Here is a 15278-nt window from a genome sequence, read left to right as displayed (position 1 = left end):
CGGTCGCTCACGGTACCGGCCAGAAATACACGACAGGCAGCGCGCCGCAAAAGATTGCGCTGTCTGTTGGCAACAAAACGGGATTTTCATTCATCGCCCGCGCCACAGTCGGTCGATTTCGCTTGGCGGCAGGGATTAGCTTTAAGGGCATATCCACAGAGGATTTCCCATGACGCTCAGCTTCGATCCAGACAGCCTGTCTTTGCCAATTGGCCATTTCATCGGCGACCGGCTGATCCCGGCTAAAGACGGCATCGACATGCATCGCCCATCGGACGGCATGGGATATGCCGGCTGCCCGAAGGCGGATGCGACGCTGGTGGATGAGGCGGTGCAAACCGCCAAGGCGGCGCTGAAGCGCAGCAACTGGGGCGGCGTTCGCCCGCGCGAGCGCACCAGGGTCTTGCAGCAGTGGGCCGACCTCATCGAATCGGAAGCCGAGACCTTGGCGAAAATCGAGGCACTGTCCTCGACACGGCCGGTGGGCCAGCTGATTGCCGGCGACATCGCCGTTACCGCCGAGCAGATCCGCTTCTTCGCCGAATTCGCCGACAAGGAAGGCGGCGATCTGGTGCCGACCGACGACACCAGTCTCGGCATGATCATGACCGAGCCCTATGGCGTTGTCGGCGCGATCACACCCTGGAATTTCCCTGTCTCCATGGCCGGCTGGAAGCTCGGCCCGGCGCTGGCGGCCGGTAATGCCGTGGTGCTGAAACCCTCGGAAATGACCCCCTTCTCCAGCATTTTCATGGCGCAGCTGGCGATCAAGGCAGGGCTGCCCGCCGGCCTCATCAATATCGTGCTGGGTGACGGGCCGGTGACCGGCAATGCCATCACCGGGCACCCTGATATCTCCAAGGTCAGTTTCACCGGCTCCACCGCTGCGGGTGCCGCCATCATGGCCAATATCGCCCGCACCGGCATCAAGCCGATGACGCTGGAACTCGGCGGCAAGAGCCCGCAGCTGGTTTTCGCCGATGCCGATATCGAAAAAGCGGCGGCAGCGATTGCCGGCAATATTCTTTCCAATGCTGGGCAGGCCTGTGTTGCCGGCTCACGCATCATCGTCGAGGAAGCGGCGGCAGATGCCCTTTCCGCCGCCATCATCGCCCGCATGAAGGCGGTAAAGCCCGGCCCGACATGGGACGAGACGACACAATATTCGCCGATCATCTCCGAGGTACAGCGCAAGCGTATCGATGGCATCGTGCAGGCGGCCGTTGCCCATGGTGGCGAGTGCCTGACGGGTGGCGCGATCATGGACGGCCCCGGTTATTTCTACCAGCCGACGCTGATCGCGAATGTCGACCAGACCTCGCCCGCCGTAACCGAGGAAATCTTCGGGCCGGTGCTGACGTTGCAAACCTTCCGCACGGAAGAAGAGGCTCTGGCGCTTTCCGATCATCCGACCTACGGTCTGGCGGCAGGCCTTTTCAGCCGGGATATTTCGCGCGTCATGCGCCTGTCGCGCGCCATTCAGGCGGGAACGATCTGGGTCAACCGTTATGGCCGTTCACGCGACCACATATTGCCAACCGGCGGTTATAAACGCTCCGGCATCGGCAAGGACCTCGGGCGGGAGGCCTATCTCGCCAACCGCAAGAGCAAAAGCGTCCTGATTGGACTGTAACAGGGGAAATCTTTTGAAAACGCATCGCATCGCACTTATTCCCGGAGACGGCATCGGCAAAAGCGTGACGGACGCCGCATGGCAGGTGCTCAACGCCGCCGCCAAAACCTCCGGTTTTGCGCTTAAAGGCACGGAGTTCCCCTGGTCCTGTGCGTTCTACAAGGAAACCGGCGCGATGATTCCCAAGGACGGGATCGAGACCCTGCGCGGTTTCGACGCCATTCTGCTCGGCGCGGTCGGCTGGCCGGCGGAAGTGCCGGACTCGGTCTCGCTGCATGGCCTGCTGCTGCCGATCCGCAAGGCTTTCGTGCAATATGCCAATATCCGCCCGCACCGGCTTCTGCCCGGCGTGCAGGGACCTTTGAGGGCTGACGGCTTCGATATTCTCTGCATCCGTGAAAATACCGAGGGTGAGTACTCCGGTGCCGGCGGTCGCGTGCATCAGGGCACCGACGACGAGGTGGCCGTCGAAACCTCGATCTTCACCCGCAAGGGCGTGGAGCGCATCCTGCGCTTCGGCTTCGAACAGGCGCAGAAACGTCGCGGCAAGCTTGTCTCCGTCACCAAGTCGAACGCCCAGAAATATTCGATGGTGTTCTGGGACGAGGTGACCCACAAGCTTGCGGCAGAATATCCTGACGTCGAGGTTTCGAGCTATCACATCGACGCCATGGCGGCGCGCATGGTGATGGCCCCGGAAAGCCTCGATGTCGTGGTCGCCTCCAATCTCTTCGGCGATATTCTGACCGATCTGGGTGCTGCCATTCAGGGCGGCCTCGGTTTTGCCGCCTCCGCCAATATCAACCCTGATCGTAACGCGCCGTCCATGTTCGAGCCGGTGCACGGTTCGGCTCCTGACATAGCCCATCTCGGCATTGCCAATCCCATTGCCGCCATCTGGTCCGGTGCGATGATGCTGGAGCATCTCGGCGAAAAGGCTGCGGCGGCGAAGATCATGACGGCGCTGGAAACGGCGACCGGCCAGGGCGTCGGCACCGTGCCGGGCAAGGACAAGACGGACGCCATAACGGCTGCGATTCTCGCTGCACTCGACTGATTTCGGAGACAGATGATGCATGGATTGAAGGACAAGGACCTCTTCCGCCAGACAGGTTTGATCGGCGACGTATGGAAGGCTGCGGCATCGGGCAAGGTGGTCGACGTGATTGATCCCGCCACACAGGCGGTGATCGGCACGGTGCCTGACATGGGCAGCGCGGAAACCCGCGCGGCGATCGAAGCCGCCAACGCCGCTTTCGGGCCATGGAAGAAGAAAACCCATGCGGAGCGCGCAGCGCTTCTCGAAAAATGGTTCGCACTGATGATCGAACATATCGACGATCTCGGCCTGATCCTCACCACCGAACAGGGCAAGCCTCTTGAAGAGGCGAAGGGAGAAATCCGTTACGGCGCATCCTTCGTCAAATGGTTTGCGGAAGAAGCCCGGCGCATCAGCGGCGGCACCATTCCCTCGCCGACGCCGGATCGGCGCATCGTGGTGCTGAAGGAACCGGTCGGTGTCTGCGGCATCATCACGCCGTGGAATTTTCCGAATGCGATGATCACCCGCAAGGTTGCGCCGGCCCTTGCCGCCGGCTGCACCGTGGTCATCAAGCCATCGGAATTCACGCCCTATTCGGCGCTGGCGCTTGGCGTTCTTGCCGAACGGGCCGGCATTCCCGCAGGCGTCATCAACATCGTCACCGGCATGCCGACTGACATCGGCAACGAAATCATGGCCAATGAGACGGTGCGGAAAATTTCCTTCACCGGCTCCACCCGCGTCGGCTCCCTTTTGATGCGCGGCGCGGCCGACAGCATTAAGCGACTGTCGCTGGAACTTGGCGGCAACGCGCCCTTCATCGTGTTCGACGATGCCGATCTCGATCTCGCCATCGAAGGTGCACTCATCTCGAAATTTCGCAATGGCGGCCAGACCTGTGTCTGCGCCAATCGCATTCTGGTTCAGTCGGGCGTCTACGATGCTTTTGCGAAAAAACTGGCTGACCGTGTCGATGCCATGCGCGTCGGCCCCGGCACCGAGCCGGGTGTTGCCATCGGCCCGATGATCAACGAACCAGCCATCGCCAAGATCCGCGCCCATGTCGATGACGCCATCTCCAAGGGTGCGACGATCATCACCAAACCGCATGATCTGCCGGATGGTCCACAATATACCGCCCCCGTCGTCCTGACCGGCGCGACCACCGCCATGCGGCTGGCAAGCGAAGAGACCTTCGGTCCGGTGGCGCCGCTTTTCCGTTTCGAGACGGAAGAGGAAGCGCTCGCCATCGCCAACGGTACGCCCTTCGGCCTTGCCGCCTATTTCTACACCGAGAGCCTCAAACGCGCCTGGCGCGTGGGCGAAGCGCTGGAATTCGGCATGGTCGGCCTCAATACCGGCGCGATCTCCACCGAAGTGGCACCCTTCGGCGGCGTCAAACAATCCGGCCTCGGCCGTGAAGGCGCGCAGGTCGGTATCGAGGAATATCTGGAAATCAAGACGTTCCACATCGGCGGGCTCGCCTGAGCCTCCAGTCTTTCTCCCCGCCTCAAGGGCCGCTAAGCGGCCCTTCTTTTTGTGCCGATACCAACAAAAAAGCGGCCCATCGGCCGCCCTCTCCTCCGTCATCCTCGGGCTTGACCCGAGGATCCATTCTTCGTGTGGCAGTGGATCCTCGGATCAAGTCCGAGGATGACGTCGAGTTTAGGGGAATACCCTCTCAGCGCTCTATGACGCCCTCTTACTGAAATTTGTCCAGCATCTTGTAATAATAGCCCACCAGCGGCAGGAACCACGGTTTGCCGAAATGGCCCGGCACCGCCGGCCAGTCCAGCCCCTTCAGCGGGTTGTTGTCCGGCCGCCCCAGAATGGCGTCGGCCATGATCATGCCAAGATGGGTGGAAAGCTGAGCGCCGTGGCCGGAATAGCCCATGGCGTACCAGACGCCGTCATGAAAACCGGCACGCGGATAACGGTCCTTGGTCATATCCACCAGACCGCCCCAGCAATAATCGATCGGCACATGCGAAAGCTGCGGGAAGATGCGGTGCAGGGCTTCCGTCAGGATCGCGCCGCTCTTGGCATCCGAACGCTGGTCGGATGTGGCGGAAAAACGCGCACGGCCACCGAAGATCAGCCGATTATCCGGGGCAAGTCGGAAATAATTGCCGATATTCATGGAGTTGACATAGGTGCGGTTGCCCGGAACAGAGGCCCGAATTTCCGCATCGGTCAGCGGCCGCGTGGCGATGATGAAACTGCCGACAGCGATGATGCGACGACGGAAGTAGCTGAAGCCGGAGGGCGTGTAAGCACCGGTCGCCACCAGAACATTGTCGGCCGTCACCTTGCCGCGTGCGGTTTCCAGCGTGTGGCTTTTGCCGTTCTGCGCGTGCTTCGTCACCGCCGCATTTTCGAAGATCACCGCGCCGTGCCGGCTGGCGGCCTCGGCAAGGCCGGCCACATAGCGCCCCATATGCATCATGGCGCTCTTCTTCGACAGCATGCCGCCATAAAATGGCGAGCCAATTTCCGCCTTGAGATCGGCGACGGACAGAAGCGCCGTGTCGGGATCGACCTCGGCATGCAATGCCTCGAAATTCTTCGCCAGACCTTCGAAATGCTGCGGCTTGGAGGCAAGTTTCAGCTTGCCCGAGCGGCGAAAATTGCAGTCAATCCCCTCCTCGGCAATCAGTGCCTCCAGCGTATCGACTGAATCATCCAGCGCCTGGTAAAGGGCGATGGCGCGTTCCTTGCCGAGCTCCGCCTTGGCGGAAAGATAGGAATGGGCAAGACCATTATTGAGATGCCCGCCATTGCGACCGGAGGCACCCCAGCCGACCCGTTCACCCTCCAGTACCACCACGCGCGCGCCCGCCCTGGCAAGCTGACGCGCGGCGCCGAGACCGGTGAAACCGCCGCCAATGACGGCGACATCATAATGACCTTCGACGGGACCTTGCGCCGCCCCTGCAAACAGGGGCGCCGTGTCGTGCCAATAGGAAACGAACTTCATGGTCCCGACCTTTCCTTACAATCCAACCACGCCTGCCAGGCCGGAAATATCCGATATCTCGACATAACCGTAATAGGGGTTGGCCGGCTCGTGGCCGCGGTTGACCCAGACCTTGTTCTTGATACCGAGATCATGGGCCGACATCAGGTCGTAACGGAACGAGGAGGAGACATGCAGCATGTCTTCGGGGCCGCAGCCGAGCATGTCGAACATATATTCAAATGGCCTGAAGCGCGGCTTGTAGGCCTGCGCCTGCTCGGCCGTATAGACCGCATGGAAAGGCGCACCAAGCTTTTCGACATTCGACATGATCTGCGAATTCATGGCGTTGGACAGAATGACGAGCGGAATTTCTTTCGCCACCTTTGCAAGTCCGGCCGGCACATCGGCATGCGGACCCCAGGTTGGAACACGCTCGTAAACGAAGGTCGCGTCCTCATCCTTGAAAGCAACGGCATTGCGCTTGCAGGTGCGCGAGAGCGAATTATGAACCACCTGGGCATAGGGCTTCCAGTCACCCATGATCTCATCCAGACGATAAGCCGAAAAATTCTTGATGAACTGCTGCATCTGCGCTTCGTCCAGACGATCGCCATAGAGATCGCGGGCGGCTTCGGCCATCTGGAAATTGATCAGCGTGCCGTAGCAATCGAAGGAAATGTATTTCGGGCGGAAGATGGTCATGTCGTCGTCATCCTTGCTTGGAGATCGGCCGTGCCGGAATGAATTGATCATAGAAAGCCTTTGCCCGGTCGGCGCACCGCAATTGCCATCAGCGGAAGCAGATTGTTGCGTATGCAGCCGCCAGTTTGGCAGAGAGTTGCGTTGGCATATCTCCCGACCTCGCGTGCGCCCCTGCCCCGGCATCGAAAGCGAATAACACGCGGCATAAGATGCGGCGGCGGGTAAAAGCAACAGTGAAACATATCGAACCTTGCCATTCGTCGGGACAATGTTCTTTTACCCCCGGTCTATCAATGAATGAGCAGAATAAACGGAGTTGGGCCATGCAAGCCAGCCTGATCGATATCCAGAATTTCGAACCTGAACACCTCGATGCCGCCGTCGAACTTTCCCGCCAGGCCGGCTGGCCGCACCGCCGGGAAGACTGGGCGCTAGTCCTTTCACTCAGCAAGGGTTTCGTCGCGCTGGAAAATGGCCGCGTTGTCGGCACAGCGATGGCAACGCTTCTTGGCGAAACCTGCGCCTCCGTCAATATGGTGATCGTGGATGAGACCATGCGTGGCCGCGGTCTCGGACGCCAGTTGATGAACGCCGCCCTTGAAGCAGCCGGAAATCGCGAATGCCGCCTGACCGCTACCGCCGATGGCCTGCCGCTTTATGAAAAACTGGGGTTCGTTGCCTGTGGTGAAGTTCGCCAGCATCAGGGAATTCCGGCAGCCTCGGCCAAGCCCGCCAGTGTGGAGTGGGAGGAAACGATTGCCCCGTCCGAGCTTGCGGCCCTTGATGCGCAGGCCTTCGGTGCTGATCGTACCGCGCTCTTCACGGAACTTGCCGACAGGGCGCGTTTCGCAATCGTGAAACAACAGGGCGTCATCAAGGGTTTTGCCGGCCTGCGCGCCTTCGGCCGCGGTGAAGTCATAGGCCCGGTTGTGGCGGAAAATGCTGATATCGCACGAGATCTGCTGGCTTTCATGCTGTCGGAACGCTCCGGCGCATTCCTGCGCGTAGACACCACGGTCGATACGGGCCTTGGCCCCTGGCTTGCCGAACAGGGCCTTGCCCATGTCGGCGGCGGCATCGCCATGCGCCGGTCAAAGGCCGAAATTCCCGCTGACAAAAAACTGAAAACCTTCGCACTGACCAGCCAGGCGCTGGGCTGACCTGCTGGGCTTTAATCTGGAGAGACCCATGTTAAGCAATTCCCTGATCGAACTGGACCGCGCCCATCTGGTGCACCCCGTCTCTTCCTTCCGCGGCCATGAAAAGCTTGGCGTGCGGGTGCTGACATCGGCGAAAGGCGCCACCGTCACCGATATGACCGGCCACCAGCTGATCGACGGTTTTGCCGGTCTCTGGTGTGTCAACGCCGGTTACGGTCATGACAGCATCGTTGAGGCGGCGGCAAAACAGATGCGGGAACTGCCCTACGCCACCGCCTATTTCGACATTGGCAGCGAACCGGCCATCCGGCTCGCTTCCGAGCTTGCCGACCGGGCTCCCGGCGATCTCAACCACGTTTATTTCACGCTTGGCGGTTCCGATGCGGTGGACAGCACCATTCGCTTCATCCGTTATTACTGGCATGCAAAGGGTGAGCCGCAGCGCGACCAGTTCATCTCCATCGAACAGGGTTATCACGGTTCCACCACGGCCGGTTCGGGCCTCACCGCCCTGCCCGCCTTCCATGCCGGTTTTGGCGTGCCTTACGACTGGCAGCATAAAATCCCGTCGCATTATGCCTACCGTAACCCGGTTGGAAACGACCCGGCCGCCATCATCGCCTCCTCGCTGCAAATCCTGAAAGACAAGATCGAAGCCATAGGCCCGGACCGGGTCGCGGCGTTTTATGCCGAACCGATCCAGGGCTCGGGCGGCGTTCTCGTGCCGCCGCCGGGCTGGATCAAGGCGATGCGCGACCTCTGCCGCTCCTATGGCATCCTTTTCGTCGCCGACGAAGTAATTACCGGCTTTGGCCGCACCGGCCCGCTATTTGCCTGCGCCGACGAGGACATCGTGCCGGACTTCATCACCGCCGCAAAGGGCCTGACGTCAGGCTATGTGCCGATGGGCGCCGTCTTCATGGCCGATCATGTTTATGATACAATTGCCGACTTCGCAGGCGAAGCGGCCGTGGGGCATGGATACACCTATTCCGCCCACCCCGTCAGTGCCGCCGTTGGTCTGGAAGTGCTGAAGCTTTACGAAGGCGGACTGCTGGAGAATGGCCGCCGCGCCGGTCATCGACTGATGGCAGGACTGGAGGGCTTGAGAAGCCACCCGCTGGTGGGCGATGTCCGCGGCCGCGGCATGCTTGCGGCGATCGAGCTTGTGACCGACAAGGAAAAGAAAACGCCGCTTCCGGCAGCCGCCACGCCGGCCCGCAAGGTCTTCGACCGCGCATGGGAAAACGGCCTCATCGTCAGGGCCTTTGCGAATGGCATCCTCGGTTATGCACCGCCGCTCTGCTGCACCGATGGCGAAATCGACGCCATCATCGAGCGGACGCTGAAAACCCTCGACCAGACGCTAGAGGACCCGGCCGTGCGGGCGGCAATGGCCTGAGGCGTAACCCGGCTGTATCGCGACACCTTCTCTAAATGTCGCAACACACCGCATATTCGCAATATTCTGCCGAAGAGCCGATCCATTTCGGCGAATCCGGCGTGCTGGAAGTGCCAAACTATCCTTAGAAAAAGCACAAAGCGCCATGAAAACCGGCGTTTTCAAAAATAGGAACGGGACAAGGATCTCGTCCGGGAACAAAATAAAATGCCGCAACCTCCCCCAAGAGGACGAGGCGGCAGAGCGGAGACCGACATTGCCCAAAAAATTGAGCGACTTCAAATATATGAGCTTCGATGTGGTGGGAACTCTCATCGATTTCGAAGGGGGTCTGAAATCGACCCTGACGCAGATCGGTGCTGAGAATGGCGTCGAAGTCGATGGTGAAAAGGCGCTCGGCCTTTACCGCGCGGCCCGTTATTCAGACGCGACAAACCTGTTTCCGGACGATCTCGTCCGCGTATATCTCATCATCGCTCCGCAACTTGGCTTGCCGGCAGAACGTGCTCTTGGCGAACGCCTGCGCGACGCCGCCAAGAACTGGAAGGGGTTCGAAGACAGCCGTGCCGCGATGGCGCAGCTTGCAAAGACACACCGCCTCATCGCTATGACAAACGCCCAGCGCTGGGCCTTCGAACATTTCTCGAAAGAACTCGGCAATCCCTTCCATGCCGCTTTCACGGCGGATGATACCCGCACCGAAAAGCCGGACCCGGCCTTTTTCGAGAAGGTCTTCGCGTTTGTTGAGAGCGAGGGCGCCTCGAAGGACGACATCCTGCATGTCGCGCAAAGCCAGTACCACGATATCGGCATTTCCCGGAAGCTGGGCATGACCAATTGCTGGATTGAGCGCCGCCATGACCAGAAGGGATATGGCGGTACGATCGAGCCGGAAAACTTTACCGAGCCGGATTATCACTTCACCTCGATGGCCGGCCTTGCCGAAGCCGCGAGGCAGGCGGGCGGCTGAACCGCCCTCCACCAGGGCGTGGCGCGAACTGGGACGCGGACCGCCGGAATTTTCTGCAGACGCATTTCAACAAATCATACAAAAGGGGAAGACCATGAGTGACAGGATTACAAACTGGACCCGCTCCGACGATGCCGCCGTTGAACAGGCGATCCGTCGCGGCGCGACGCGGCGTGAGCTGCTTCACATGATGCTGGCCGGCGGCGTCGCCCTTTCTGCCGGCTCGGCCATTCTCGGCCGCGCCTCGCAGTCGCTCGCGGCCACTCCGGTTTCCGGCGGCACGCTGAAGGCGGCCGGCTGGTCCTCCTCCACAGCCGATACGCTCGACCCCGCGAAAGCCTCGCTTTCCACGGACTACGTCCGTTGCTGCGCGCTTTATAACCGGCTGAGCTTCCTCGATGCTTCCGGCACGCCGCAGATGGAGCTGGCCGAATCCATCGAATCCAAGGACGCCAAGACCTGGACGGTCAAACTGCGTTCCGGCGTCACCTTCCACGACGGCAAGGCGCTGACGGCCGATGACGTGGTCTATTCGCTGAAGCGCCATCTCGATCCGGCTGTCGGCTCCAAGGTCGCCAAGATCGCCGCCCAGATGACCGGCTTCAAGGCGCTCGACAAGAGCACGGTCGAGATCACGCTTGCCAGCGCCAATGCCGACCTGCCGACAATCCTTGCGATGCACCACTTCATGATCGTCGCCGACGGCGCGACCGACTTCTCCAAGGGCACCGGCACCGGCGCCTTCAAGCTTGAAACATTCGAGCCGGGTGTGCGCTCGATCATGTCCAAGAACAGTAATTACTGGAAATCCGGCGGCCCGCACGTCGACAGCTTCGAGTTCTTCGCGATCTCGGACGACAATGCACGCGTCAATGCGCTTCTCTCCGGCGACATCCAGCTCGCGGCCGCCATCAATCCGCGCGCGCTTCGCCTGCTCGACAAGCAGGAAGGTGTCGTCCTGTCGAAGGGAACTTCCGGCAACTACACCAATCTCAACATGCGCCTCGATCAGGCTCCGGGCAACAAGGCCGATTTCATTGCCGGCATGAAGTCGATCGTCAACCGTGAGCAGATCGTCAAGGCGGCCTTGCGCGGTCTTGGCGAAGTCGGCAACGACCAGCCGGTTCCGCCCATGAGCCCCTATCATAATCCGGACCTGAAGCCGAAGGCCTTCGATCCCGAGAAGGCCAAGTTCCACTTCGAGAAAGCCGGCCTCCTCGGCCAGTCCATCCCGGTCATCACCTCGGATGCGGCAAATTCGGCCATCGACATGGCAATGATCATCCAGGCCTCCGCTGCCGAAATCGGCCTCAAGCTGGATGTGCAGCGTGTTCCCGCCGACGGCTACTGGAGCAATTACTGGCTGAAAGCGCCGATCCATTTCGGCAATATCAACCCGCGCCCGACACCGGACATCCTGTTCTCGCTGCTTTATGCGTCCGACGCTCCCTGGAACGAGAGCCAGTACAAGTCGGAGAAGTTCGACAAGCTGATGCTCGAGGCGCGCGGCCTGCTCGATATGGAGAAGCGCAAGCAGATCTACTTCGAGATGCAGACGATGATCGCCGACGAAGCCGGCACCATCATTCCCGCCTATCTTACCAACGTGGACGCCATCAGTTCCAAGCTGAAGGGCCTGGAAGCCAATCCGCTCGGCGGCATGATGGGTTACGCCTTTGCGGAATACGTCTGGCTAGAAGCCTGATAGACCATGGAGCCGGGCGCAAACGCAGCGCCCGGCCAAGTTTTCCGCCGATGCGGAAAGCCTCCACAATCAGGCAGGTCGCAGGAGCATGTGAATGAACAGCCGGATATTGTCCCTTGTCGCCCGGCGGCTGGTCGTCATGCTGACGACGCTGCTGATCGTGTCATTTATCGTCTTTTCCGCCACCAGCCTGCTGCCCGGCGATACGGCGACGATCCTTCTCGGTCAGGCGGCAACGCCGGAGGCCGTGGCCGGCCTGCGCACCGCCATGCATCTCGATGATCCCGCCCTGCTGCGCTTCGTTCGCTGGCTTTTCGGCCTGCTGCATGGCGAACTCGGCACCTCCTATGCCAACAACATGGCGATTGCCGATCTCATCGGCCCGCGCTTCGTCAACTCCATGAAGCTGGCCGGCATCACCACGCTCATCGCCGTGCCACTGGCGCTCACACTCGGCATCAGCTCCGCCATGCTGCGTGGAACGCTTTATGACCGCATCGTCACGGTGCTGACCATCGGCGTCATTTCCGTGCCGGAATTCATGATCGCCACGCTCGCCGTCCTGCTTTTCGCGGTTTATCTGAAATGGCTGCCGGCGCTGTCGCTGGTCAGCGAGGTTCACACGCTGTTTGATGTACTGCGCGTTTACGCCATGCCGGTCATCACGTTGACCTTCGTCGTCTCGGCCCAGATGATCCGCATGAGCCGCGCCGCGGTGATAGAGACGCTGGATACGCCCTATGTCGAAATGGCGCTGCTGAAGGGCGCGCCGCGCATGCGCATCGTGCTGCGTCACGCGCTTCCCAATGCACTCGGCCCCATCGTCAATGCAGTGGCGCTGTCGCTTTCGTACCTTGTCGGTGGCGTCATCATCGTCGAGACGATCTTCAACTATCCCGGTATCGCCAAGCTGATGGTCGATGGCGTGGCCACCCGCGATCTGCCTCTGATCCAGACCTGCGCGATGATCTTCTGCGTCGGTTATCTCCTGCTCATCACGACGGCTGACATCATCGCCATCATGTCCAATCCGAGGCTGCGCTGATGGCCGATCATATCAAGACATATCAGGGGACCGCGCGTTTGGGTTACAAGATCAACGCAGTCGGCGTTTTCGGCTTTCTCGTCATTTTCCTCTGGGCCATGGTTGCGATCTTCGCGCCCTATCTCATTCCCCATCCGGTGGGTGAAATCGTCGATCTCGATTATTTCGGGCCGATGACGTCAGATCTCTGGCTCGGTTCCGATTATCTCGGTCGCGACGTATTCTCCCGTATCCTCATGGGCGCGCGTTTCACGGTCGGCATTTCGCTGGCGGCCGTCACCATTGCCTGCACCTGCGGCGTCGTGCTCGGCATGTGCGCCGCCGTCATCGGCGGCTGGTTCGATGCAGCACTCAGCCGTTTCCTCGACGCGGTGAATTCCATTCCGAGCAAGCTGTTCGGCCTCGTGGTCGTGGCGGCCGTCGGCTCGTCCATTCCGGTGCTCATCGTCACGCTGTCGGTCATCTATACGCCCGGCGCCTATCGCTTCGCGCGGGCGCTGGCCGTCAATGTCAACACCATGGATTTCGTCACCGTCGCGCGGGTGCGCGGCGAAAGCCTGCTTTATCTCATCAGTTCCGAAATCCTGCCCAACATCATCCGGCCCGTACTTGCCGATCTCGGCGTGCGTTTCGTCTTCATCGTGCTGCTTCTGTCCGGCCTGTCCTTCCTCGGTCTCGGCCTGCAGCCGCCAAACGCCGACTGGGGCGCGCTGGTGCGTGAAAACATCGGCGGCCTGCCCTTTGCCGCACCGGCCGTCATCTTCCCGTCGCTGGCGATTGCCAGCCTGACGATCAGCGTCAACCTGCTGATCGACAATCTGCCGCAGAAAATCCGCGACAGGAGCGAATAATGAGCAATCTCGTTGAAATCCGTGGACTGAAGGTCGAGGCCACCACCGATTCCGGCCGCCGCATCGATATCATCAAGGGTATCGACATCGATATCGCCGAGGGCGAAATCGTCGCGCTGATCGGCGAAAGCGGTTCCGGCAAGACTACCATCGCGCTGACCCTGATGGGGTACGCGCGGCCGGGATGCCGCATTTCCGGTGGCAGCGTCACGGTGGCAGGCCGGGACATGGTGCAGCTTTCCGAAGCCGAGCGCGCCAGGGTGCGCGGCACGAAAATATCCTATGTGCCCCAGAGTGCGGCCGCCGCATTCAACCCGGCGCAGAAAATCATCGATCAGGTCATCGAAGTCACCCGCATACACCACCTTATGCCGCCTCAGGAGGCGCGTAAAAAAGCGGTCGAGCTTTTCAAGGCATTGTCACTGCCCAATCCGGAAACCATCGGCGAGCGTTACCCGCATCAGGTGTCCGGTGGCCAGCTGCAGCGCCTCTCGGCCGCCATGGCGCTGATCGGCAATCCTCAACTGGTGATTTTCGACGAACCGACGACCGCACTTGATGTGACGACCCAGATCGAGGTTCTGCGTGCCTTCAAATCGGCGATGCGCAAGGGCGGCATTGGCGGCGTCTATGTTTCGCACGACCTTGCCGTCGTCGCCCAGATTGCCGACCGGATTGTGGTGCTGAAAGGCGGCGAGGTTCAGGAAACCGGCACGACCAAGGATATTCTGGAGAACGCCCAACACCCCTATACCCGCGAATTGTTGACCGCCTTTAACGACAAGGTGCGCGTCGTGACACCGCCCAAACAAAGTGAGGCGACACCGCTCCTCGATATCGACCAGCTGATCGCCGGTTATGGCACGAAAGGCGATGACCGCATGCCGCTGGTGCGTGCGGTGGATTCCGTCAGCCTTGCGGTCTATCCCGGCCGCAATCTTGGCATCATCGGCGAATCCGGCTGCGGAAAATCGACACTGGCGCGTGCCATTGCCGGCATCCTGCCGGCCGCAAGCGGCCACGTCGTCTTCGAGGGCCATGAACTCAACGCCGATGCCCGGCGTCGAACCAGCGACCAGCTTCGCCGCATGCAGATCGTGTTCCAATATGCCGATACCGCGCTCAATCCGGCAAAACCCATCGAAGATATTCTCGGCCGGCCGCTGACTTTTTATCACGGCATGAAAGGCAAGGCCCGCGATGCGCGGATCGATGAGCTGCTCGATATGGTGAAGCTGCCGCGCTCGGTCCGTCACCGCCATCCCTCCGGCCTTTCCGGCGGGCAGAAGCAGCGTGTCAATTTCGCCCGTGCGCTTGCGGCCGAACCATCGCTCATCATCTGCGATGAAATCACCTCGGCGCTGGATACGGTCGTCGCAGCCGCGATCATTGATCTGCTCGGAGAATTGCAGCGGGAACTGAACCTCTCCTACATCTTCATCAGCCACGATCTTTCGGTGGTTGAGACAATCTGCGACGAAATCGTCGTTATGTATGGCGGCCAGAAAGTGGAGCATCTGGAAACGGAGGCGATCAAATCGCCCACCCATCCCTATTCGAAGCTGCTGTTTTCCTCGGTGCCGAAACTCGATCCGACATGGCTCGACAATCTTGAGCAGGATGCGGAGCTGGTGCGGGCGTTTTCCAAACGGTGAGCCGCTGGAAAACAGTAAGGCGTTGCAAAAACCTGGGTGAGTGCCAAAGAGGATTGAGAAGCTGTCCTCCGTCATGCCGGACTTGATCCGGCATCCAGCCACGGCGCGTCTGCGCCGTGAGGAAATGAGTCTTTCGCAATCAAGGACTTGATCG

At 60.6% G+C, this 15278-nt stretch carries 12 protein-coding genes; 10 read left to right on the top strand and 2 right to left on the bottom strand.

Going from position 1 to position 15278, the window contains the following annotated elements:
- Positions 1-169 precede the first annotated feature (169 nt).
- From M0412_RS15670 to M0412_RS15660, 3 genes are read left to right on the top strand one after another with little or no spacing between them, the layout of a single operon-like run.
- Positions 170-1633 carry an aldehyde dehydrogenase gene (locus tag M0412_RS15670; RefSeq protein ID WP_269699282.1) on the top strand — a complete coding sequence of 488 codons (1464 nt, stop codon included), beginning with the start codon at positions 170-172 and terminating at the stop codon, positions 1631-1633.
- Positions 1634-1646: 13 nt separating this feature from the next.
- Positions 1647-2690, top strand: coding sequence for a tartrate dehydrogenase (locus M0412_RS15665; protein WP_269699280.1), 1044 nt, complete (start codon positions 1647-1649; stop codon positions 2688-2690).
- Positions 2691-2705: 15 nt separating this feature from the next.
- Positions 2706-4163, top strand: coding sequence for an NAD-dependent succinate-semialdehyde dehydrogenase (locus M0412_RS15660; protein ID WP_269699279.1), 1458 nt, complete (start codon positions 2706-2708; stop codon positions 4161-4163).
- A 214-nt stretch (positions 4164-4377) separates the two neighbouring features.
- Here M0412_RS15660 and M0412_RS15655 read toward each other — a convergent pair whose 3' ends face one another.
- Positions 4378-5652 (bottom strand): FAD-binding oxidoreductase, encoded by a 1275-nt coding sequence (locus M0412_RS15655; protein WP_269699278.1) that lies wholly within the window; start codon positions 5650-5652, stop codon positions 4378-4380.
- A 15-nt stretch (positions 5653-5667) separates the two neighbouring features.
- Complete coding sequence (locus tag M0412_RS15650) at positions 5668-6336, bottom strand: haloacid dehalogenase type II (RefSeq protein ID WP_269699277.1); 669 nt, start codon at positions 6334-6336, stop codon at positions 5668-5670.
- Between the two features lie 323 nt (positions 6337-6659).
- Between M0412_RS15650 and M0412_RS15645 the strand changes: the two genes are divergently transcribed.
- The 7 genes from M0412_RS15645 (at position 6660) to M0412_RS15615 (ending at position 15124) form a co-directional block, all read left to right on the top strand.
- Positions 6660-7496: a GNAT family N-acetyltransferase gene (locus M0412_RS15645; RefSeq protein WP_269699276.1), complete on the top strand. Its 837-nt coding sequence runs from the start codon at positions 6660-6662 to the stop codon at positions 7494-7496.
- A 28-nt stretch (positions 7497-7524) separates the two neighbouring features.
- Positions 7525-8898, top strand: coding sequence for an aspartate aminotransferase family protein (locus tag M0412_RS15640; protein WP_142843616.1), 1374 nt, complete (start codon positions 7525-7527; stop codon positions 8896-8898).
- A 256-nt stretch (positions 8899-9154) separates the two neighbouring features.
- A complete protein-coding gene (locus tag M0412_RS15635; protein WP_269699275.1) occupies positions 9155-9868 on the top strand; it encodes an HAD-IA family hydrolase in 714 nt (237 codons plus the stop codon).
- A 94-nt stretch (positions 9869-9962) separates the two neighbouring features.
- Positions 9963-11573 carry an ABC transporter substrate-binding protein gene (locus M0412_RS15630; RefSeq protein WP_269699273.1) on the top strand — a complete coding sequence of 537 codons (1611 nt, stop codon included), beginning with the start codon at positions 9963-9965 and terminating at the stop codon, positions 11571-11573.
- Positions 11574-11667: 94 nt separating this feature from the next.
- Positions 11668-12618, top strand: coding sequence for an ABC transporter permease (locus M0412_RS15625; protein ID WP_065117497.1), 951 nt, complete (start codon positions 11668-11670; stop codon positions 12616-12618).
- The gene (locus tag M0412_RS15620) at positions 12618-13469 is read left to right on the top strand and encodes an ABC transporter permease (RefSeq protein ID WP_142843619.1); all 852 of its coding nucleotides are present in this window, start codon (positions 12618-12620) and stop codon (positions 13467-13469) included. The genes M0412_RS15625 and M0412_RS15620 overlap by 1 nt, the downstream gene beginning before the upstream one ends.
- A complete protein-coding gene (locus M0412_RS15615) occupies positions 13469-15124 on the top strand; it encodes an ABC transporter ATP-binding protein (protein ID WP_269699272.1) in 1656 nt (551 codons plus the stop codon). The genes M0412_RS15620 and M0412_RS15615 overlap by 1 nt, the downstream gene beginning before the upstream one ends.
- The last annotated feature ends 154 nt before the right edge of the window (positions 15125-15278 follow it).

It is taken from the genome of Agrobacterium sp. O3.4, assembly GCF_041414895.1.
In the GTDB taxonomy this organism is placed as follows: domain Bacteria; phylum Pseudomonadota; class Alphaproteobacteria; order Rhizobiales; family Rhizobiaceae; genus Agrobacterium; species Agrobacterium cucumeris.
The sequence above is the reverse complement of the archived record's forward strand: the minus strand, read 5'-3'. Positions and strand labels throughout refer to the sequence as shown.

What these genes read in the sequence shown, in the direction of transcription:
- M0412_RS15670 (WP_269699282.1), top strand. Translation starts at nt 170, where the DNA reads ATGACGCTCAGCTTCGATCCAGACAGCCTGTCTTTGCCAATTGGCCAT.
- M0412_RS15660 (WP_269699279.1), top strand. Translation starts at nt 2,706, where the DNA reads ATGCATGGATTGAAGGACAAGGACCTCTTCCGCCAGACAGGTTTGATC.
- M0412_RS15655 (WP_269699278.1), bottom strand. Translation starts at nt 5,652, where the DNA reads ATGAAGTTCGTTTCCTATTGGCACGACACGGCGCCCCTGTTTGCAGGG.
- M0412_RS15650 (WP_269699277.1), bottom strand. Translation starts at nt 6,336, where the DNA reads ATGACCATCTTCCGCCCGAAATACATTTCCTTCGATTGCTACGGCACG.
- M0412_RS15645 (WP_269699276.1), top strand. Translation starts at nt 6,660, where the DNA reads ATGCAAGCCAGCCTGATCGATATCCAGAATTTCGAACCTGAACACCTC.
- M0412_RS15640 (WP_142843616.1), top strand. Translation starts at nt 7,525, where the DNA reads ATGTTAAGCAATTCCCTGATCGAACTGGACCGCGCCCATCTGGTGCAC.
- M0412_RS15630 (WP_269699273.1), top strand. Translation starts at nt 9,963, where the DNA reads ATGAGTGACAGGATTACAAACTGGACCCGCTCCGACGATGCCGCCGTT.
- M0412_RS15625 (WP_065117497.1), top strand. Translation starts at nt 11,668, where the DNA reads ATGAACAGCCGGATATTGTCCCTTGTCGCCCGGCGGCTGGTCGTCATG.
- M0412_RS15620 (WP_142843619.1), top strand. Translation starts at nt 12,618, where the DNA reads ATGGCCGATCATATCAAGACATATCAGGGGACCGCGCGTTTGGGTTAC.
- M0412_RS15615 (WP_269699272.1), top strand. Translation starts at nt 13,469, where the DNA reads ATGAGCAATCTCGTTGAAATCCGTGGACTGAAGGTCGAGGCCACCACC.